The organism is Thiofractor thiocamini, assembly GCF_055384375.1.
The window spans coordinates 2,130,541-2,152,585 of the sequence record NZ_AP042389.1 but is presented as its reverse complement, the minus strand read 5'-3'; the positions used below and the strand labels follow the sequence as shown (position 1 = coordinate 2,152,585).

Below are 22,045 nucleotides of genomic sequence, written 5' to 3'. Positions count from 1 at the left end.
CACGATAGGGTAGAATTTTCTACCCTATTTTTTACGCTCACTTTAAAAAATCAATTTATCCGTTTGTTCTATAGTGTTACTCTGTTTAGGCGGCTTTGATATATCCGTGTAATAGTACGTTCTGTTTCCTTTTACAAACTTGCCAACTCCTTTTGGGATTTTGAACTTTCTTTTGGTTTCTGGGTGAAGTTGGAGATATCTTTGCATAAAGTATTTAAATGCCGGAGCTGCAGCCCTTCCGCCGGTCTCTCTTTTCTTCATCGGGGTATTGTCGTCGTTACCGTACCATGTTATAACTTCCAAGTCAGGTGAAAACCCGCAGAACCATGCATCTATGTAGTTATTGGTGGTTCCTGTTTTTCCGGCTGTTTCAACTCCTTTTATGCGAGCGTTTCTACCTGTTCCTCTCAAGACAACATTTCTTAGTATATCTACCATTAAAAATGCTTGTTTCGGATCATTTACGACTTCACCCAACGGCTTAAAAATCTCTTCATCGCCAAAACGATTGACTATCCTTTTTATCAAAAGCGGTTTCATCATTTTGCCGTAATTTGAAAAAAGAGTATATTTTCCGGCAAATTCATACGGGGATATTCCAAAGCTTCCAAGTGCTATAGACAAGTCATACGGTACGCCTTTGAAGCCTAGTGATTTTAAACTTTTGTAAACATTTTCCAAACCCAAGGCGTTTACCAGGTTGATGGTTGCAAGGTTTCTTGAATGTACGAGCGCATCTTCAAGCGTAATCAACCCTTCAAAGTTATTTTCATAATTTCTTGGCGTCCAATCCTTGTCTTTTACTTCATCTTTATAAACCCTGGATATATCGGGTATCATTGTAGCTTCATTGTACCCGAGATTTAGCGCAAGTTGATATATGAACGGCTTTATACTGGAGCCTGGCTGTCTTTTGCTCTGTATCGCTCTGTTGTATTTACTTTTTTTATAATCAACTCCCCCGACAAGAGCGTATACTTCTCCGGTATGGTTATCCATAGCGACCATGGCACCGTTTAGTGTAGAGTTACTTTCATTTCCGTCTCTTTTTAAAATACCGTTGTATCCGTATCTTAAAGCATTTTTTGCCAACCTTTGAAGTGTCAAGTCTATACTTAGAAATATCTTGTATCCGCCTGTTTTTAAATCCTTATATCTTTTCCCCACTCTTTTTATCACTTCATCGACCACATAGGGAGCTCTGTTTTGTGTCAGAGTATCATCATATACTATAGGTCTTTCATTCAGTGCTTTTTCGTACTCTTTCTTATCTATCCAACCAAGTTGATAAAGTCTGTTTAGCACCATATTCGCTCTAGCGGTCGAAAGATCATAATGCTTTGCAGGATTGTAGGCGCTTGGGGCTTTTGGAAGACCGACAAGCATCGCTATCTCTTTTAAATTTAGCTCATTTAAATCTTTATGAAAGTAGCCAAATGAAGCTGTTTTGATACCATAGTATCCGTGACCGAAATAAACCTGGTTTAGATACCTCTCTATGATCTGCTCTTTTGACAAAGCGGCATCTACCCTGATGGCAAGCATAGCTTCTTTTAATTTTCTCATAATGGTTTTGTTTCTTGTTAGCAAAGTATCTTTAACAAGCTGTTGAGTAAGAGTGCTTGCGCCCTCTACAAACTTCATCGCTTTTATATCCTTTATGGCAGCTCTAAAGATCGCTTCCAAGTTTATACCGCTATGTTCAAAAAAGAGTGTGTCCTCTATGGCTACAAGAGACTCAACGACTCGCGGAGGGATATCTTTGTATTTGACATATATTCTGTTTTGTTTTTTAAAGATATTTGCTACAAGTTTATGATTTCTATCAAATATCTGTGTTGTTAAATCGGGGGTGTAATTGATGATCTTGTATGCTTCAAATCTAATATCAGAATAAATTTTTATAAGAAAGATACCTACTGCCACTATGCTTATAAGAAAGAAGGAAATCATATATTTCAACATCTAAACTTCCTGTTTTTAAAATTTGATTCGATTAATTTTTTGGTATACTCATTTTTCGGATTTGAAAGTATATCGTCAATTTCACCGGATTCTACAATGCTACCCTCTTTTATAACCGCTATCTCTTCACAAAGTAAAGTAGTTGAACCTATATCGTGAGTAACAAAAAATATCTTGAAGCCCGCTACTTTTTGTAAAGACTTTATAAGTAAAAGCATCTGCTCTTTTAAGTCACTATCAAGCGCCGTAGTAGGCTCATCAAGCAAAAGAAGTTTAGGACTATGGGAGAGTGCGATAGAGAGTATGACTCTTTGAAGTTGACCGCCGCTAAGTTCACTTGGAAATCTATCTTTGATACTACTCTCTAAATCAACCATTTTTAAAAGCCGTACTATTTCATCTTCACCAACAAAAAAATTATCTTTGATCTTTGTAAGAGGAGAAAGTGATGTAAAGGGATTTTGGGGTACTAAAACCACACTTTTGCCTCTTTTGAGTTTATATTTCCACTCGTAATCCAACTCGCACTTCAAATTTGAAGGTAACATTCCAAGAAGTGCTTTTAGTGTCAAACTCTTTCCGCTTCCGCTTTGCCCGACCAAAGCAAAAGAGTCTTTAAAAGTAAAACTTATATCAACTATCGTTCTTTGGCTGTCAAATATCTTTAAATTATTGCAGATAAAGCTCATCTTAACTCATCTCTTATCGTTTCAATTAGTTTTTTAAAGCCTTTTTCTCCGATTCTAGGGATAACCCTAAGAATGGGCTTTTTCACTGTAGGTGGCCTGATGGCTCCTACGATATATCCCTTTTGTAAAAAAATTTCTTTTAATTTCATGGTTTCTTTAGAACTTTTTACAGGGATTTGCAAAATAAGACTATCTATCTTAATACCTAATTTCTCCCAAATTATCTTTTTTCTCTCTTCTATCTTTTTTATAAGAACTTTTTTATGCTTTTGCACATACAAAAAGCTCTCATGTGCTAAAGCTATATCAAAAACAGAGGGTGCGGTAGCATAGATGATAGCTTTGGCTCGATTTGATAAAAACTCATATATCTCATATGAACTTAGGATATAAGCCCCGTAACTTCCCACAGCCTTTCCAAGTGTTCCCATCTTGATATGATTAGGCTTTGGTTTTATATCATAGTATTCAAAAATTCCAAGCAAATTTTTACCCAATACCCCAACACTGTGTGCTTCATCAACTACCAACAATGCACCAAAATTATCAGCAACATCAAAGATCTCACGATTTAGCATATCGCCACCCATAGAGTATATACCCTCAACCCCTATGATAACCCTGCCGTTAGAGTTTTCCTTATATTTTTTTATATGTTCTTTTAAATCTTTTGCATCATTATGTTTAAATACAATCTTTCTTGCAACATTCAACTCTTTTGCTACCATACCACTCGCATGAAACTCCTCATCAAGCAAAAGCAGATCTCCTCGTCTTGGTAATGCTTCAAACAAAGAGAGATTTGCCAAAAAGCCGCTGCCGACACACATAGCTTTCTCAAAGCCGTTTAATTTGGCTATATACTCTTCAAATTCTTTATGTATAGGGTGATAGCCATTTACAAGTGTGGATGCTTTTGGCGAGTGGAATTTATAATTTTTTACTCTTTTACAAGCTTTTTTAAAGATTTTTTTGTTTTGTGCAAGCCCAAGATAATCATTTGAAGCAAAATCTTTTAAATATTCAGGATATATCTCTCGTTTTCTATATCTATTTGCTCTTTTTATAGCCTTTAACTCTTTTTCGTAAAATTTCATAGCTCTTCAGGTAAAAACGGAAGCAATTTTTCTATCTGAAGTCCTTTGGCGCAACTCTCAAGTCCTGTGACTTTTTTTATATATTTTTTACAAAATCCCTCTACCATGCACGCGCCCGCCTTTCCTTTCCACTCACCACTTTTTATGTACCTATCCATATCGTTTTCATCAAATTTATCAAAAAGATAGTCAGTAGCCGATAAATCAACAAAACTAAGTTCACTACTTTTATACATCAAACATGTCAGTATCGATACTTCGGCTCCACTTTGCGAAAGCAGTATATCTTTGGCATCATTTTCATCTTTTGCTTTTCTTAAAATCCTGTCATCTACTGCTACAACCGTATCGGCACAAAGTAGAGGTTTGTCTAGCCCATACTTTTGTTCACAAACTTCCATCTTTCCTTTACAGGCAAGGTATACAAAACTTTTAGCTGAAATAGCTTTTATACCTTCTTCATCAAAATCACAACTCTTTTGCTCAAACGCTACACCGAACTCTTTTAAAATCTTTGCTCTTGTGAGTGAGGATGATGCTAAAATCAACATTTAAAATCCCCTCAAAATAACACCGAAGTATATAGCCACAAAACCAAGAAAGATATTAAGCGGCAAAAGATAATTACTTATAGTAAATATACTCTCCGCACAACTTTCCAAATCTCCCTTTAAGAACTGTCTCCCTGCCGAATTTCTTTTTCTGTAGATATATATGAAATTCAATGCCATCAATGTCCAAACTGCCTCTTTTATATGTATAAGGATATAAAGCGAAGGCGAAGAGTGCTTAAAATCAAGTCCGAGACTCATAAAGGTACCCGTAACGGCTAAAAGTATCATAAATATCATAGCAAAATTCAAAAGTCTCTGCATAACTTCAAGAGTTCTTGAGAGTCGTATCTTCACATCGGTTATCTTTGCCATACTTGGTGCTACGACAAATTTTACAACTATCATACCACCTATCCAAATAACAGCTGAAATTACATGCAAAAATACTATAAACCTACCATAGTCGGTAAAAAAATCTATAAAAAAATTTCCCATTTAACTCTCCAAGTTGTTTTTTACATACTCTTTTGCTTTCATAATCGCATCACCTAGTTTTGAAGCATCTTTACCTCCGGCTCTTGCAAAGTCATCTCTTCCTCCGCCGTTCCCACCAAGCATAGGTGCAATCTCTTTGACCCATGCTCCTGCTTTTAGAGGCAGATTTTTAACACCGCTTGCGATTAGAACCTTATCACCTTTTTTTTGAAAAAGCATCACGGCAACTTTGTCAAATCTGTTTTTAAAATCATCTATCAAATTTTTGATATCACCTGCTTCAACCTCTTCTATTATAATATTTGCTTCACCGATTTTTTCTATATTTGTATCTTTTTTAGATGAGCTTAGAAGTTTTTCCATCTCATTTTTTTGCTCAGTTATCTTATCTTTGAGTCTTTTTATACCCATAAATGGATCTTTGTTTTTAACTTCTTCACAAATTTTGGCATAATCTTTTATATAAGATTTACTATACTCATATGCAGCTTTCCCGCATACCGCTTCAATCCTTCTAACTCCAGCACTTACACCACTCTCTTTAGTTATAAAAAATGAGCCGATTTCAGAGGAATTTTGCACATGTGTTCCACCGCAAAGCTCTTTGCTGACATCCCCAAAAGCTACTACTCTAACCTCATCACCATACTTTTCACCAAATAAAGCCATAGCACCGCTTTTTTTAGCCTCTTCTATATCCATGATTTTAGTCTGGGAAGGTAGTGCCTTTTGTACTATAGTGTTTACAAAATCCTGCACTTTTTCTATCTCATCAGATGTCATTGCCTTTGGATGAGAAAAATCGAACCTTAACTTATCTCTAAGCACCAAACTTCCTGCTTGATTAACATGCTCTCCAAGCACTGCTTTCAAAGCCGAATGTAAAAGGTGGGTAGCTGAGTGATGTTTTTTGATTTCATGTCTGCTATCATCAACTTTTGCGATTATAACTTCACCTGTTTTTAGTTCATCTTTTGCTTTTATGTTCGACAGGTTTAGTCCGAAAAACTTTTGTGTATCCAAAACTTCAGCTATACTCTTATCATCCTTTTTTAACTCTCCGTTATCTCCACATTGACCGCCGCTTTCGGCATAAAATGGAGTCTTATCTAAAAATATCCATCCTAACTCATCTTTTTGCAGAGTATCAACTATCTTAAAGTCTTCATCCATCAAAGTTACTATCTTAGCTTTACTTTCCAAACTCTCATATCCGACAAACTCGTTTTCACCGAATTTTTCAAGCAAAACTTTAAATTCACCCTCTTTTGCTTTGTCCCCGCTTCCTTTCCAAGAGGCTTGAGATCTTCTTTTTTGCTCACCCATCAATTCTTCAAACTTTTCTATATCTACGCTCTTTCCAATTTCTCTTAACATATCGGCAGTCAAATCAAGAGGAAATCCGTAAGTATCATAAAGTTTGAAAGCAACTTCTCCGCTAAAAACTTCTTTTGTATTTTCAAGCTCTTTCTCAAAAAGTTCAAGTCCGCTGCTTATAGTAGAAAGGAAGTTGTTTTCCTCATTTTTTATCATCTCTTTTATGCTATCTTTTTTCTCAACGATATATGGATAAGCTTTACCCATTATATCACCAAGAGTATCGACAAGCTTATACATAAAAGGCTCTTTTATACCCAAAAGATACCCGTGTCTTACCGCTCTTCTTAAAATCCTTCTTAAGACATAACCCCTGCCCTCTTTATCAAAAGTCACTCCTTGAGCTAACAAAAACGTAACGCTTCTTATGTGATCAGCAATTACCCTGAAACTTGCCCCCTCGTCATAGACATAAGGCTTGTTACAAATGGTGCTTACTTGATTGATAAGCGGCATAAAAAGCTCTGTATCATAGTTGCTTGGAACTCCCTCCATAACAGCAGTTACCCTCTCAAGCCCCATGCCTGTATCGATGGATGGTTTTGGAAGAGGAGTCAGGGTACCGTCTTTGCTTCTTTCATACTGCATAAATACAAGATTCCAAATCTCCAAAAATCTATCTCCCTCGCCTCCCATGTAGTCCTCTTCGGAGTTAAAATGCTCACTTCCTTGATCGTAAAATATCTCGCTGCATGGTCCGCAAGGTCCGGTATCTCCCATTTGCCAAAAGTTATCTTTATCGCCAAATCTTAAGATCCTATCTTTATCGACAAATCTTTGCCATAACCCTTCAGCTTCATCATCACTGTCATGAACAGTTACCCAAAGTTTCTCTTTTGGCAGTTTCAAAACTTCAGTTACAAATTCCCAAGCGTACTCTATGGCTTTATCTTTAAAGTAATCCCCGAAAGAGAAGTTACCAAGCATTTCAAAAAAAGTATGGTGTCTGTTGGTATAACCTACATTTTCCAAGTCATTATGCTTACCTCCTGCTCTTATACAAGTTTGACTGCTTGTAGCCCTTGGAGGGTTTGGAGTAGGAACTTCACCGGTAAATATACTCTTAAACTGTACCATTCCCGCATTGACAAAAAGAAGTGTAGGATCATCCGGCACCAACGGCGCACTAGGGTAGATTTTATGACCTTTGCTTTTGAAAAACTCTAAAAACTCTTTTCTGATATCCATTTTAATTATCCTGATAAAATATTTAAGCAATGATTTTATCAAAAAATTCATTAATTATATATTTATTTGATATATAAACAATCTTTAAATAATAAAATATTATAATACTCCTAACTTTATACATAAGGAAAATTTATGGCAAGAGCTTGCCCTGTTTCACTTAGACAGATAGATGCGAATATAGCTAGAATCAACTCTTTTTTTATAACTTCGGGGGTTATCATTTTTTTATATTTTGGCTGGACAATCATCCCTATTTTTTTGGCTGTTGATTTTTTCATAAGACTTTTTTTAAAACCAAAATACAGCTATATCATCTTTCTATCTAAAATCATAAAAAAAGTATTTCACATAAAGACCAAAATGACCGATCAGGCTCCAAAAAGGCTTGCTGCATTTTTTGGACTTTTCTTTACCGTCTTTATATCGTTAAGTTCACTGCTTGGTTATCATGATATTTCATACGGCATAGCTTATATATTACTATTTTGCAGCTCTTTGGAACTCTTTTTCAACTACTGTCTTGGATGTCAGATATACTATCTTTACCGATACATAATAAAACATACAAGATCGGCAAATAGAAAAATTTAAACATAAATTTTAAAACAATTTTAGAATTTTTATGATATACTTTATCGATTAAAAAATTCTAAAGGAGTACAAAATGCTTAAGAAAACGTTGCTTGTAGCTGCCCTATCGGCAGGTTTGATGGCAAGTGTGGTTAAAATGGATCTCAATGCCAAATATCCTGCTACAAACTTTCATACAAAAGGTGCGGTAAAATTCGCTAAACTAGTTGACAAATACACAGGCGGGACTGTCAAGATAACAGTTCATGCAGGAAGTTCTCTTGTAAAAGGAAACCCATTAAAGGCGGTTAAAGACGGTACTGTTGCGCTTACTGATATGTTCATACCGTTTACTTCCGGTGGTGGAAAAGTATTTGGTATATCTGCACTTCCTTTTATCGCCAACTCTTACAGTGATGCTTACAGGCTGTATCAGATATCAAAACCGGCTTACAATAAGACTTTCAGAAAATGGAATCAAAAGCTGCTTTACGCTGTAACTTGGCCTCCAAGTGGACTTTATACAAAGAAACCTATAAAAAGTATGGCTGATTTTAAAGGTTTAAAAACAAGAACTTATGATAAAAACTCAGCAAACTTTATCAATATGGCAGGCGGAAATGCCGTCGCTTTGGCCTGGGGGGAAGTTTACTCAGCCCTTAGAACAGGTCTTGTAAACTCAGTCGTTACATCTTCAGCTTCTGGAAAAGACGGAAAATTTTGGGAAGTTTTAAACTACTTCACAAAGATAAACTATGCTTATCCATTGCAGGCAGTCACCATAAATCTTGACTACTGGAATAGTCTAAGCAAAGCTCAACAACAAGCCATACTAAAAGCAGCCAAAGAGATGGAAAAGTATCAGTGGGATGCTTCAAAAAAAGAGGATGCCATAGCACTTAAAACTTTAGCTGATCATGGCATGAAAATTGAAGAAGCTACACCTGAGCTTAAAAAAGGTCTTAGTAAAATTGCAGATAAACTACTAAACCAATTCTTAGAGGATGCTTCACCTGCAATTAAAAAAATCTTTAAAGAATACAGAAAATAGATGAATTTCTTTAAGTTTAACGATAAGCTCCAAAATTTTGGAGCTTATCTCTCTTCGTTTTTGTTTATAGCACTTACCGTTCTTATCGTTACAGAGATTATAGCAAGGTCTTTTTTCAATGTATCTACCATGATAGCAGATGAATACAGCGGATATTTTTATCTAGCTTCCATATTTTTGGGTCTTGGATATACATTTAAAGAAGACGGGCACATAAGGATCAATATACTAACTGTCAGATTACCAAAAAAAATAGGCAGATATATAGATATATTTGCCGGAACTATCACTTTGGCTTTGATTCTTTTCATACTTTACTTTTCTGTTAAAATGGTGATAGAAAGCTACAAATATGACATGGTAAGTGAAACCGTAAGTGAAACGCCTATATATCTTACTCAACTAGCTCTTCCAATAGGACTTTTTATGTTCTCTTTGGCTGTTTTGGCTTTCATAATCAAAAAAATAAAAGGGTGATTTATGATAAGTGATCCTTTGGTACTTACTATCGTTTTGATGGTTATAATGTTTACTTTTTTACTCTCTTCCATATGGATCGCGGTATCACTGATGCTGACCGGATTTGCCGGGATGCTCATATACAAAGTAAACCTTCCCCCTAACATGAGTATTTTCGATAAAATCGGCAACCTTTTAAGTTCAAGCCTTTATGACTCGCTAAACTCTTGGTCGCTAGCAGCCCTTCCTCTTTTTATACTCATGGGAGAGATACTTTATAGAAGTTCCATTTCAGACAAGCTCTTAACCGGACTTATGCCATGGCTTGGAAAGGTTCCCGGAAAACTTTTGCATATCAATGTGGCTGCTTGTTCACTTTTTGCGGCAGTTTCAGGCTCATCTGCAGCCACTACGGCAACTGTTGGCAAGATAACACTGGCTGAACTTAAAAAAAGAGGATACAAAAAGTCTCTTGCTATCGGTTCGCTAGCAGGTAGCGGAACTCTTGGATTTTTGATACCCCCGAGTTTGATCATGATCATTTATGGAGTTTTGGCTGATGTTTCCATAGGAAAGCTTTTTATAGCAGGGATTTTACCCGGTCTTTTACTAGCTTCATTATACTCAGGCTATATAATGATTATCTCGACTTTGGATAAAAATGCGGTACCAAAAACGGATGAAAGTTTTACATGGAGTGACAGAGCCAAGTCCTTGAGGGATCTGATACCTACATTTTTACTTATCGCTTTGGTTCTTGGAAGCATTTACGGTGGCTTTGCCACTCCGACCGAAGCTGCGGCTCTAGGAGTTTTGGGTGCGATTATACTTGCATTTTACTTTAAGACATTTTCCATGAAACTTTTCAAAGAGTCTTTATTCAATTCGGTTAAAACAACCGTCATGATTAGTTTCATCATTGCAGGTGCCGGCTTTCTCTCTCAAGTTGTAGGATTTTTAGGAATCGCTAGAGCAATAAGCGAGTATATAGCCTCACTTCATCTCTCACCTTATCATCTTATACTCGTTGTCGGCATAATGTATATATTTTTAGGTATGATACTTGATGGTATATCCATAGTGGTTATGACTCTGCCCATAGTTTTGCCTATAGTCACGGCTGCCGGCTTTAGTCCTTTGTGGTTTGGTATATTTTTGGTTTTTATGGTTGAGTTATCTCAAGTTACACCACCGGTTGGTTTTTCACTTTTTGTCATACAGTCGATTTCAGGAGAAAAGATAGAGTACATAGTAAAAGCAACTATGCCCTTTTTTATCATTATGCTGCTTGCGGTTGTGATAGTTACTGCATTTCCTGAGATTGCATATTACCTGCCGGCTCATATGATAGGAAAATGATATGTTAAAACTCAATAGCGATCTTGGCGAAGGTTTTGGAAACTACAAGACAGGGAACGATAGTGAAATCATGAAATATATAGACATGGCAAACCTGGCATGCGGTTTTCATGCCGGAGATCCTCTTATCATGACAAAAGCTATCAAAGAGGCTAAAAAAAACGGTATTACTATCGGAGCACATCCTGGATATCAAGACCTTGTCGGTTTTGGAAGAAGAAGTATAGAGCACAGCCAGGATGAGTTAAAAGCTATGCTCATATATCAAATAGGCGCATTAAGAGCTTTGGCACAATCTTTGGATTATGACATAAAGTATGTCAAGCCTCATGGTGCTTTATATAACGATATGATGAAAAAAGAGGATATCTTCACGGTTATTGTCAAATCTTTAAGCAGTTATGATAAAAGTTTGGAGCTTATGATACTCTCATCTAAAAAAAATGACAGATATGCAAAAATCGCACAAAATTATGGCATAAAACTCATATATGAAGCGTTTGCCGACAGAGCATACGATGATGATGGATTTTTGGTATCAAGAAAGGAGAAAAATTCTGTTTTTCATGATACAAATATCATACTTCAAAGAGTCAAAGAGTTAAATGAATCAGGATACATCAAGTCTGTCTCCGGCAAAAAACTATTTTTAAAAGTTGATTCACTTTGCGTGCATGGTGACAATAAAGAAGCTTTGGATATAACTAGATCCATAAGAGCTTATCTGGATAGCTTGAAATGAAGTTTGAAGTCTCTTCTGTTGATAGTATAGTTATCTACTTTGCCGATAACATAACTGAAGAGGTTTTAAACAAAGTCTCATTTTATTATAAATTTTTAAAATCATTGAACGATGAATCTTTGGTATCCATCATCCCGTCATATACGAGTATATATATAAGGTATGATATATTTAAATTTGATCATCAAAGTATCGTTTCGTACATCAAGGATAAATTTTCAACCGTCAAATATAATAAAAATATAAATTTACATCAAAAAACAGTTACGATTCCCGCATACTACTCCAAAGAGAGCGGGCTTGATCTTTTAAGGCTCTCAAAGGAGAAACAAATCAGCATAGATGAGATCATACATCTTCATTCATCTAAAACATATCTTGTATACGCAGTTGGCTTTATGCCGGGATTTGCTTATCTTGCAAAAGTTGATGATAAACTTGCAACTCCTAGACTAAAACATCCAAGAGATATGATACCAAAAGGAAGTGTCGGTATAGCGGATCACCAAGCGGCGGTTTATCCCATGTCAAGTCCTGGAGGCTGGAATATCATAGCGAGGACTCCAAAAAAACTTTTTGATCCAAATTCCAAAGAGTTATCACCATTTAAGATAGGTTTTAAAGTAAAATTCAAACCGATCACTAAAAAAGAGTATCTCAAACTTGGCGGCAAGCTATGAAAATGTTTGAAGTTTTAAACGAAGGCATAATGGCTACTTTTCAAGATATGGGAAGGTTTGGATATGATGATATAGGAGTATCCAACAGCGGTGCCAGTGATGAATTGTCATATCATCTTGCAAACAGACTTTTAAACAATCCGCCAAACAGCATCACCATAGAGTTGACCATAGGAAAGCTTAAGTTAAAAGCTTTACAAGGTACAAGAGTCAGCATTGCCGGAGCCGATACAAGAGCGAAACTAAACGGACAAATCTTAAAAAACTGGAGCTGCTTCCCCGTAAAAAAAGGTGATATACTCGAATTTGGATACGCAATAGATGGGCAATTGACTTACATAGCGGTAGAGGGTGGTTTTGAATCTAAAAAGATACTGGGTTCTGCTTCAGTTAGCAGATACATAGGCTCTCCCATAAAAAAAGGTGATATTTTAAATGCAAGTGTTAGTCAAAACAGGCAAAAATCATTTTTTTCACCTGCAACGGCTCCTGCATTAGGATATAAAAAATTGGAGCTTAGATTTGTCAAAGGTTATCAGCATAAATGGTTCGATATAGACAAATTCATCTCTTTCAAGTTTAAAGTATCAAACAGATACAATAAAATGGGATACCAATTGACAGGAGATAAAATCATACCAAAACATGATACACTTATATCCGAAGCCATTGCCTTTGGCGCCATTCAGATAACATCCGCAGGAGCGCCTATCATACTTTTAAAAGATAGACAAACCATAGGAGGATACCCAAAAATCGGCTCAGTTTTACCTATGGACTGCTTCAAACTATCTCAATGCGGAGCCAATACAAGGATAACTTTTAAAGAAGTATCCCTGAAAAAAGCTTTACATTTGACAAAGGATTTTTACAACAAATTAAAAGGAATCTAAAAAGGGGTTTAAAATGAAACTTGGAAATTTAATGATCGAGATAATGAAAAAATTAAATGCTTATGATATATTTGGGGTTCCTGGTGATTACAACCTAAGATTTTTGGATTTTATCATAGAAGATAAAGATTTGAATTGGGTTGGAAACTGCAATGAGCTCAATGCTTCTTATGCCGCTGACGGATATGCCAGGGAAAAAGGTGTAGGGGTACTCGTGACAACTCTTGGTGTCGGGGAACTAAGCGCCGCAAACGGGATAGCCGGAAGCTACGCGCACAATATCCCCATACTACATATAGTAGGATATCCAAACAGTATAGTTTTAGAACATGACATACCCGTTCATCACACACTTGCAAATTATCAAAAAAACAGTTTTTTAGACTCTTTTTCACCTATAACCGGAGCATCTACGATATTGACAAAATACAACTATCTTGCCGAACTTCAAAGAGTGATCTCAAATATGCTTATAACAAAAAAACCTTGCTATGTCGGGATACCGGCTGATTTGGTAGATCTTGACGTAAGTGAAGTTGTTGAAGACATATCTTTTTATACACAAAACGGGGATACTCACAACATAGAAAATCTGGGGCAGCAGATCATAAAAAGATATAATGAGGCAAAAAAACCCATATTTTTACTAGGGGTCAATATAGCAAGATTTGGTTGCAGACAAACAGTAACGAATGTTTTGAAAAATTCTCAATCAAAATTCGTCACCACTCTCATGGGCAAATCCATAATAAATGAAACAAATGTGGCCGAACCGAACTATCTTGGTATTTATGCAGGTGATTACAGCACTGAAGGTATGGTTGAGATAATGCAAGAATCCGACTGCATCATATCCATAGGAACGGTAGAAACTGACTTGAATTCGGGAGGTTTCAGTGACGATGCCATTGATCCTGCAAACATCATCACCATAAGGGCTGAATGTATAAAAATAGGTAAAAAAGTTTATAACGGTGTCAGTATGGATCTGCTATTAAAATATCTTGAAGAACATATAAGACCAAAAGCAAACCCATGGCTTAAAAATACTCTTGTAAAAGATATTGACATCGATATGGGGTATTTCAAAGCAAAACAGGATAAATTAAACCATAGGGAATTTTGGCCATTGGTAGCCAAAACGATCGTAAAAGAGGGGGACATAGTCCTGGCTGAGGCAGGTTCATCTTTGTTTGGACTTGTGCATCAAAACCTTCCTGCCGGTATTGACTTTGTTTCACAAATCCTATGGGCATCCATAGGATATACTCTTCCTTCAGCCATAGGTTCAGCCATAGCCTCACCTCACAGAAGAGTTCTTCTTTTTATAGGTGACGGTTCTTTTCAACTGACAGCACAGGAGATAAGTTTGATATCAAAGTATGATTTAAATATCACCATCTTTCTTATAAACAATAACGGATACACTATCGAAAGAGCTATACACGGTCCAAAACAACCATACAACGACATACCCTCATGGAATTATCCGGCATTTGCCAAATCTCTTGGAATCGACAAAACATTTGCCATAAAAAGTTTTAGCGAATTTATGGATAATCTTGAGGATGTAACAAAAGACGGATATAAAATGGTAGAACTCTTTTTTGACAAATTTGACTATCCGCCTCTTTTAAAACAAATTTCAGACAAACTTGAAGAGGCGAACAGACAGAGCAAATAATACAATTTTATATGATTTTATGCAAAGTTGTCGCTTTTTGCATCCATATCTCTATGGCTTCCCAGTTTTCATGTTCGATCAACTCTCTTATCTTTTTCATCTCTTTTTCAAAAAGATCAATAGAATTTAAAAGGTTAGCTCGATTTTGCTTAAATACATCACTCCACATAACAGGAGAACTTTTTGCGATTCTGCTCATATCTCTAAAACCACCTCCTGCAAGTGCCAGGATACTTATGGGGTCTTCTTGAGACATAACTGTGTTTGCCAAAGAGTAGCTGATAGCATGAGGTAGGTGGGATATGAAAGCGGCATGTCTGTCATGCTCTTTTGATCCCATGTAAAATATATTCATACCAAGTTTTTTATACAACTCTTCTGCTCTGTTTTTGTGAAGTTTGTCATTTCTTTCAGTATCACATAAAACTACCGTATTCCCCTCATACAAGCCTTTAAAAGCAGCTGTCGGTCCATACTTTTCAGTTCCGCACATAGGATGGGATGCTACAAAGTTTTTCACTATCTCTTTCGGTGTAGCTTCGACGATTTTTTGTTTCGTACTTCCCATGTCTACTATGGTGGTCTTTGTATCCACATCTTTTAATTTTGGCAATATTTTCACTATGGCATTTACCGGTATACACAAAAATATCATATCACATTTTTTTATATCTTCTAGTCTACTTATCTCATTTATCAAACCAAGTTCAAGTGCGTCTTCGCAGTGGGCTATATTGTGATCCACTCCCAAAACTTTTTTGGCAATTTTCCTATCTTGAAGATCAAGTCCCAAAGAGCCTCCCATAAGACCAAGGCCTACTATACCTACTGTCATAAATATCCCTTTTATAATCGTTTTAAAATATTTTTGGTATTATATCATTTTTATAACTGATGTTACGCACCATATATAGTTTTAGATGTTTTTTGCAACATTTCATTACGAGGCAGAAAGTTGAAGAGCCACTTCCTGTAACTTGAAACTTTCTAACGCCGTAAGGGAGTGTTACAAAAAGCACCCAAAGGGCAAGACAATAAGGCATTATCTGCTGTGTTAGATTTTCTCACCTTAACTACGGTTAGGCTTTCGAAAATCTGCCTTGCATATAACGCCTTCTTGTCTTGTCTAAAATTATATATGGTGCGTAACATCAGTTAATAACTAAAGTTATACAACTAAACAAGGCAATATATGAAATTCTTCAAAACTTTCTTTACTCTATTCACTTTTTTTACTATCACTTTAAGCGCCATGACCATAAAAGATATAAAGTTTGACGGTCTTATACATATATCAAACCAAATCGCCAAAGAGATGCTTGGATTTGGTGTGGGAGATAATGCAGATATAGATAAAATAGATAAATCAATTTCAAGATTTTACGAACAAAACTATTTTAAAGATATATGGGTCAGTGAAGACAACGGAGTACTAACTTACCACTTTGTGGAAAAACCGGTAATTGCCCAGGTAGATATAATCGGATATGATGATAAAAAAGATGATATAAAAACCATGCTCGAAGTTAAAAAAGGTGATATTTATGATGAAGACAGCATAAACAGTGCCAAAAATCAGATACTGAATTATTTAGAACAAAAAGGATATTATGACAGTATAGTTGAAACCAAAACGACAAAGTTGAACAAAAACAGCTTGAAATTGGATTTTATCATCAGTAAAGGTGAGGAAATCATCATAAAAAAAGTCCATATGTACGGCAGTAAAGATATAGACTACAGTGATGTCAAGTCAAACATCGTAAACAGACAAAAGCAGTTTTTAGGGTGGCTGTGGGGAAGGGATGACGGTACCCTCAAGATAGATCAGTTAAAATATGACAGTGCAAGGATAAAAGACTATTATATGAGGAAAGGTTATCTTGATGCCAGAGTAAGTACTCCTTTTTTAAGAACTTATTTTGAAGACTATACTGCAGATTTGTCATACCTTATAAATGAAGGGCAAATATATACGATAAAATCCGTAAAATTCACTCTTACCAAGCCGGTTATAAAGATAAGTAAGCTAAAAGAAGATTTAAAACTTCATAAAGGTAAAACATTTAATGTTGATAAACTAAGAAAAGATATAAAGAACATAGAACACAAGATCCAGGATCTCGGCTATGCGTATGTAAAGGTTTATCCTGATATAAAACAGGATAAAAAGAAGCATACCGCTTCCATCAACTATATGATAAATCCGGGTCAAATAGTATATATAAACGATGTTGAGATTTCAGGAAATACAAGGACCATAGACAGGGTTGTAAGACGAAGTGTTTATTTGGCTCCAGGCGACAAATACTCTTACACTGACTTTCAAGACTCTATAACGGAGCTCAAAAAAACAGGATATTTTGATGATGTAAAGATAGAAAGAAAAAAAATTTCAGACAATAAAATCAATCTTTTGGTCAAAGTAAAAGAGGCACAAACAGGAAGCATAACAGGTGGTATAGGATATGGAAGCTATGACGGATTTTTGATAAGTGCCAGTGTGGCAGATAAAAATGTTTTTGGTAGCGGTATAGATACCTCTGTTAATGTTGATTATTCATCAAAAAGTCTTAAAGGCAGTATCTCTTTTTACAATCCTAGAGTTTTTGACTCCAAATATAGCCTTAGCGGATCACTATATGATACAAGCAATGACTATTACTCATACAATGAAGACAAAGTAGGTGCCAGCCTAAGCGTAGGAAGAAGATTTACAAGAACCGTTAGCGGTAGTGTCGGATACAATATAGAAAAATCAAAACTAAGCAATTTAGACAGCTCTTTGGATCCTACCCTCTATCAAGTAGGAGATACCCTCAAAAGTGCCGTTTCCGTCTCAGCCAAGTATGATACAACGGATGATTATTATCTTCCAAGACACGGCATGGAACTTACCGGAATGGTAGAGTTTGCCGGTGTAGGTGGTGATGAAAAGTATATAAAAAATATAGACAAATTTTCATACTTCTACGGACTGGAAGATTTGATAGACTATGATATGATACTAAGATACAAAGCACAATTTAGAATTGCTTTTGACAATGGCAATCTTCCTTTGAATGAAAAGATATATATGGGCGGATTATCCAGCGTAAGAGGATACCAATCAAGCTCAATAGCACCAAAAAATAGTGCAGGGTCTCTGATAGGCGGCAAGATGATGTTCGCAAATTCCATTGAAGCCAGCCTGCCTTTGGTAAAAGCTATGAGAATGAGAGCTGTTTTCTTTATTGATTACGGTTTTATCGGTGAAAACGGTTTTGATATAAACAGAGGCGGAACCGGTGTAGGTATAGAGTGGGCATCACCACTTGGTGCGATACAGCTGATATTTGCCAAGCCCATCAATGATAAACAGGGTGACAGGACATCAAAATTTGAATTTTCAATGGGAAGAAGGTTTTAGTACATCCCGGGTTTGATCTCATCATTCGGTTATGATGACGATAGGAAAAGGTTTATACAACTCTTTTATGCACTCACTGCTCAAATAGCACTTTTTATCTTTTGCTTTTATGGTGAGTGTATCTTCTTTAAAAGAAAATTCATAATCCACTTTCGATAGATTTTTATGAATGCATTTTGACAATGCCAAAATAAAACTAAGCCATTGTACCGTACTCATTTGCGGTAATAACTCAAGATACTCTTTTAACTGCTCTTCTTTGGGCAGTTTCTTGTTTTGATATAAAGTTATAAAAGCTATAAGAAGTTTTTGTGAGTGAGTATAAGCATAATTTAACCCATTTAGTATAAGGTAAAATGAGTGTTCATTGTTTCTGTAATAATTTATGCTTGAGCCTATAGATGAGAGTTTGGCGGCAACTTTCAACTCTTCTTTGTATTTATCATCTATTTGGTGCTTGACTTTTAAAATATCAAAAAGTTTTAAAGCATCTATCTTAAGTCTGTTCGCATGCTCTTCATTTATCAAAAACCTATCACTAAGACTTCTAAAGCTCGGATTGAAATTTTGTGGAAATCTAAGATTTGAACTTCTTAGTAAATCACTTAGATAAACCCCTTCTCTTACACCGACTCCGCTTGTTATAACTCTTTGAATACCTAAAGTTTCCAATACATTGACAAATATACCCACACCTTCTCTAAATGTATCGATCCTGTGTTTTTTAATATTGTATTTTTTTAGCTTAAGTATGGGTGATGAAGCTATCTTTTTCAGTAAATCGATATTTGAAAGCAGATCGTACTCATATGCATGAAGTGTTTTTAAAGGATAGTCTTTAGGCATTAAAAGTTTTGATATAGCTCTTGCGGTACCTCCGATGGCTATGGCCTTTTTGACTTTAAACGAAGAAGGTATTAAAGTCAACTTTTCCTTTATATAAGTTACAAGTTCTCTATAATCCGTTTTTTTGTCATAAAATAGCTCTTTTAATCTTATAGTTCCCAAATCAACAGATAAAGTTTGGGTTATTTTTCCATTTTTTATCAGCGCAAGTTCAGTCGAGCCGCCTCCTATATCTATGGTGACGGCTTCTTTTTGCATAGGCAGTAGATTTAATGCGGCCAACCCTCCTAGATAAGCTTCTTTTTTACCGTCTATTACTTTTATATTGATACCTACTTCTTTTTTTACTTTATATAAAAATTCTTGTCTGTTTGGAGCATCACGAAGAGCCGAAGTAGCAACACACAATATTTTTGTACATTTTAAACTTTTAGCTATCTCTTTAAAATCCTGTAAAGCTTTTATGGCTCTTTGCATGGCAAATTCCTGCAAAGTACCACCATGCTCATAGCAGTTTTGTGAAATCCTTACTCTGCTTTTTGCTTCGTGTATGATATGAAAAGCATATCGACTGCTTTTTTGGCAAACTATCATCCTTGCCGAATTTGAGCCTATATCGATAACGGCTGTTATCTTTGCCATAATTTATTCTTCAGCCTGTAACTGCTTAAACTTAAGCTTTAACTCCTCAAAAGTTTCTAAGTTATCCGGATCGGGTATGATACAATCAACCGGGCAAGCATCTATGCAAGCCGGTTCATCGTATGAGCCGACACATTCGGTACAAATATCCGGATCAATGATATATATGGGATCAGCTTCTTCTATAGCGGTATTGGGACACTCATCCCTGCAAGCATCGCATGCAATACACTCATCAGTAATTTTTAGAGACATTTTCATAACCTTTTTTGTAAAAATTAAAATAGTTTATACATTAAAAAAGCTTTGAGAAGATTTAAACGAAGTGATTTTTTTTAAGTAATTTCACAAAAATTTACAAAAGGTAGAAAAATGGTAGCGACAGTACCTTGTTTATCCTTTCTGTTTTTTAGACTTATGGTAGCTCCTATGGCATCTGCGGCACCTTTTGCCAAAAACAATCCAAGTCCCGTTCCGCTTTTATCGCCAAATCTTTTAAAAGGAGCAAAAAGATCCTTTTTTTCATCGATGCCTGGACCCTCATCGATAACTTCTATGTAAAAGCCCTGATTGTCATTGTATGTTTTTATCTCTATATTCTTACCTTCAGGAGTAAACTTGATAGCATTTTGTACAAAATTTTGCAATATGTGCAAAAGCAGGGTTGATTGAGTTTTAACTACATAACTCTCCGGTGTCAAATTTATAATGACATCTTTATTTTCATGGCGTGCTAGCATTTTAAAATTGTTGGCATGCTCCTTTATAAAAGCAATAAGATCCAAATCTACCGGTTTTTCAAACTGCGCACCCTCTTGTCTGCCAATTTCTAGGATATTGCTTATCATTTTATTCATTTCATCGATAGTTTTATTGTCAAGTTTTAGAGTCTCTATGTATTTTTCAGGCTCTCTTTTTTTTATGAGAGTTACTTCATTTTTTGTCTTCATTATCGCAAGAGGGGTTTTAAGCTCGTGGGCTATACCTATGAACAACTCTTTTTGGTATTTGACAAAAGTCTTTATCCTATCTATGAGTTTGTTTATACTGATGCCAAGCGGCATAAACTCCGAAGGCAAATCATCTATATCTATATGTGTCAGAAAATTCTCGTTCAATCTTGAAAGTCTAAAAGAGAGTGATCTTATCGGGTTTAAAAGGATTTGTGATAGAAACAGTGCATAAAAAATGATAAATACCATCGTAACACCGTTTATGATAAAAATATTTTTCAAAATTTTTTCAAGAAGTGTATCGGTCGAGGATACATCTTTGGTAACGGATACAAATGTAAACTTTTTTATATCGAGCGGATAGTAAAGCTGTATGTAGTGTTTATTGTTCCGGTTGAATTGTTCATAAGATACCCTAAGAGGTAGGTCAGGTCTTATGACAACTGATATCTTGGCATTTGGAATGCTCTCATCAGGTTTAAATATATCTATATCCCCGTCTTTATATCTTAAAGAGGTAGAAAAAAATCTTGCTGTTTTTTGAAGATCATTTGCTATATCTTCATAGATGGAAATTTTTATATAATTAAATAATATAGTAGAAAATATCACAATCAGTGCCGCCGAAGCGACAACTAATTGCAATATGAATTTATTTCTTATGCTGTTTTTATTTATGATTTTTTTGGATAACAAAATCTATAACCTCTTCTTCTAACAGTTTCTATAGTAGAAATGTTAAGAGGTTTGTCCATTTTTTGTCTTATTTGGTTGATAGCTACTTCTATAACATTCGGGGTTACAAGCTCAGGCTCTTCCCATATAGCATCAAGAAGTTGCTCTTTCGATACTATCTGATCACTGTGTCTTGCAAGTTGAGTCAATACTTCAAAAGGTTTACCTTTTAACTCTATCTCTTTCCCTTTATAAGTTATCTTCTCTTCATCCGGGTCTATAACCAAGTCATCTATCTCTATAACATTTGTTCCGCCAAATCTAAGTCTAGCTTCGATCCTTGCCAAAAGTATATCAAAATCAAAAGGCTTTTTGATATAATCATCGGCACTGTTTTTAAGAGCGTTTATCTCGCTCTCTTTGTCATCTTTTGCAGAGATGACGACACATGCGGTTCTTGGAGACTTTTGTTTCACTAGTGAAACAAGATCTATACCGTCGCCGTCAGGCAACATCAAGTCAGTCAAGACCAAGTCATAGTTTCTTATACCTATAAAATACTCCGCATCCTTGAAATTTTCAGAGCTATCGGTTTGATAACCGTACTCCTGCAACCCTTCGGCAATTGTTTTGTTCAGAGTAACCTCATCTTCTACGATCAATATTCTCATAATATTCCTTATCAATTTAAAATTTAAATGAGATTATAACATA

20 protein-coding genes are annotated in these 22,045 nt (G+C 35.7%); 9 read left to right on the top strand and 11 right to left on the bottom strand.

Annotated elements, in window-relative coordinates:
* Positions 1-42 precede the first annotated feature (42 nt).
* The 6 genes from ACZ47B_RS10830 to alaS are packed head-to-tail and all read right to left on the bottom strand — an operon-like array spanning position 43 to position 7,365.
* Positions 43-1,962: a penicillin-binding protein 1A gene (locus tag ACZ47B_RS10830; RefSeq protein ID WP_464895732.1), complete on the bottom strand. Its 1,920-nt coding sequence runs from the start codon at positions 1,960-1,962 to the stop codon at positions 43-45.
* Positions 1,959-2,654 (bottom strand): ABC transporter ATP-binding protein, encoded by a 696-nt coding sequence (locus ACZ47B_RS10825; protein WP_464894544.1) that lies wholly within the window; start codon positions 2,652-2,654, stop codon positions 1,959-1,961. The genes ACZ47B_RS10830 and ACZ47B_RS10825 overlap by 4 nt, the downstream gene beginning before the upstream one ends.
* On the bottom strand, positions 2,651-3,751 hold the full coding sequence (locus ACZ47B_RS10820; RefSeq protein ID WP_464894543.1) for an aminotransferase class I/II-fold pyridoxal phosphate-dependent enzyme: 1,101 nt from the start codon (positions 3,749-3,751) through the stop codon (positions 2,651-2,653). Before ACZ47B_RS10820 ends, ACZ47B_RS10825 begins: the two co-directional genes overlap by 4 nt.
* Positions 3,748-4,302: a septum formation inhibitor Maf gene (gene maf, locus ACZ47B_RS10815; protein ID WP_464894542.1), complete on the bottom strand. Its 555-nt coding sequence runs from the start codon at positions 4,300-4,302 to the stop codon at positions 3,748-3,750. Before maf ends, ACZ47B_RS10820 begins: the two co-directional genes overlap by 4 nt.
* Positions 4,303-4,800 (bottom strand): hypothetical protein, encoded by a 498-nt coding sequence (locus ACZ47B_RS10810; RefSeq protein ID WP_464894541.1) that lies wholly within the window; start codon positions 4,798-4,800, stop codon positions 4,303-4,305.
* Complete coding sequence (gene alaS / locus ACZ47B_RS10805; protein WP_464894540.1) at positions 4,801-7,365, bottom strand: alanine--tRNA ligase; 2,565 nt, start codon at positions 7,363-7,365, stop codon at positions 4,801-4,803. It abuts the gene before it with no gap.
* Positions 7,366-7,500: 135 nt separating this feature from the next.
* Between alaS and ACZ47B_RS10800 the strand changes: the two genes are divergently transcribed.
* The 8 genes from ACZ47B_RS10800 to ACZ47B_RS10765 all read left to right on the top strand — a co-directional run bounded on the left by ACZ47B_RS10800 (position 7,501) and on the right by ACZ47B_RS10765 (position 14,806).
* Positions 7,501-7,959: a DUF4395 domain-containing protein gene (locus ACZ47B_RS10800; protein WP_464894539.1), complete on the top strand. Its 459-nt coding sequence runs from the start codon at positions 7,501-7,503 to the stop codon at positions 7,957-7,959.
* Between the two features lie 73 nt (positions 7,960-8,032).
* Positions 8,033-8,989 (top strand): TRAP transporter substrate-binding protein, encoded by a 957-nt coding sequence (locus ACZ47B_RS10795; protein WP_464894538.1) that lies wholly within the window; start codon positions 8,033-8,035, stop codon positions 8,987-8,989.
* Positions 8,990-9,466: a TRAP transporter small permease subunit gene (locus ACZ47B_RS10790; protein WP_464894537.1), complete on the top strand. Its 477-nt coding sequence runs from the start codon at positions 8,990-8,992 to the stop codon at positions 9,464-9,466.
* A 3-nt stretch (positions 9,467-9,469) separates the two neighbouring features.
* On the top strand, positions 9,470-10,807 hold the full coding sequence (locus tag ACZ47B_RS10785; protein WP_464894536.1) for a TRAP transporter large permease: 1,338 nt from the start codon (positions 9,470-9,472) through the stop codon (positions 10,805-10,807).
* A gap of 1 nt (position 10,808) precedes the next feature.
* Positions 10,809-11,549 carry a 5-oxoprolinase subunit PxpA gene (locus ACZ47B_RS10780; RefSeq protein ID WP_464894535.1) on the top strand — a complete coding sequence of 247 codons (741 nt, stop codon included), beginning with the start codon at positions 10,809-10,811 and terminating at the stop codon, positions 11,547-11,549.
* Positions 11,546-12,229 (top strand): 5-oxoprolinase subunit PxpB, encoded by a 684-nt coding sequence (gene pxpB / locus ACZ47B_RS10775; protein WP_464894534.1) that lies wholly within the window; start codon positions 11,546-11,548, stop codon positions 12,227-12,229. Before ACZ47B_RS10780 ends, pxpB begins: the two co-directional genes overlap by 4 nt.
* Positions 12,226-13,122, top strand: a complete 897-nt coding sequence (locus ACZ47B_RS10770; protein WP_464894533.1) for a 5-oxoprolinase subunit C family protein — start codon at positions 12,226-12,228, stop codon at positions 13,120-13,122. Before pxpB ends, ACZ47B_RS10770 begins: the two co-directional genes overlap by 4 nt.
* Before the next feature lie 13 nt (positions 13,123-13,135).
* Entirely contained in the window at positions 13,136-14,806 is a 1,671-nt protein-coding gene (locus ACZ47B_RS10765) for an alpha-keto acid decarboxylase family protein (protein ID WP_464894532.1), read from the top strand.
* Positions 14,807-14,813: 7 nt separating this feature from the next.
* Here ACZ47B_RS10765 and ACZ47B_RS10760 read toward each other — a convergent pair whose 3' ends face one another.
* Positions 14,814-15,641 (bottom strand): prephenate dehydrogenase, encoded by an 828-nt coding sequence (locus ACZ47B_RS10760; RefSeq protein WP_464894531.1) that lies wholly within the window; start codon positions 15,639-15,641, stop codon positions 14,814-14,816.
* Between the two features lie 357 nt (positions 15,642-15,998).
* Here ACZ47B_RS10760 and bamA point away from each other — a divergent pair, with 357 nt between their 5' ends.
* A complete protein-coding gene (gene bamA, locus ACZ47B_RS10755) occupies positions 15,999-18,215 on the top strand; it encodes an outer membrane protein assembly factor BamA (RefSeq protein WP_464894530.1) in 2,217 nt (738 codons plus the stop codon).
* Positions 18,216-18,236: 21 nt separating this feature from the next.
* On the opposite strand, the gene ACZ47B_RS10750 is transcribed toward bamA, so the two are convergent.
* From ACZ47B_RS10750 to hsrA, 4 genes are all read right to left on the bottom strand, one after another.
* Positions 18,237-19,703 carry a Ppx/GppA phosphatase family protein gene (locus tag ACZ47B_RS10750; protein ID WP_464894529.1) on the bottom strand — a complete coding sequence of 489 codons (1,467 nt, stop codon included), beginning with the start codon at positions 19,701-19,703 and terminating at the stop codon, positions 18,237-18,239.
* Positions 19,704-19,706: 3 nt separating this feature from the next.
* A complete protein-coding gene (locus ACZ47B_RS10745; protein ID WP_464894528.1) occupies positions 19,707-19,958 on the bottom strand; it encodes a YfhL family 4Fe-4S dicluster ferredoxin in 252 nt (83 codons plus the stop codon).
* A gap of 80 nt (positions 19,959-20,038) precedes the next feature.
* Positions 20,039-21,352 carry a sensor histidine kinase gene (locus ACZ47B_RS10740; RefSeq protein ID WP_464894527.1) on the bottom strand — a complete coding sequence of 438 codons (1,314 nt, stop codon included), beginning with the start codon at positions 21,350-21,352 and terminating at the stop codon, positions 20,039-20,041.
* Complete coding sequence (gene hsrA / locus ACZ47B_RS10735; protein ID WP_464894526.1) at positions 21,331-22,002, bottom strand: homeostatic response regulator transcription factor HsrA; 672 nt, start codon at positions 22,000-22,002, stop codon at positions 21,331-21,333. The genes ACZ47B_RS10740 and hsrA overlap by 22 nt, the downstream gene beginning before the upstream one ends.
* Between the last annotated feature and the right edge of the window lie 43 nt (positions 22,003-22,045).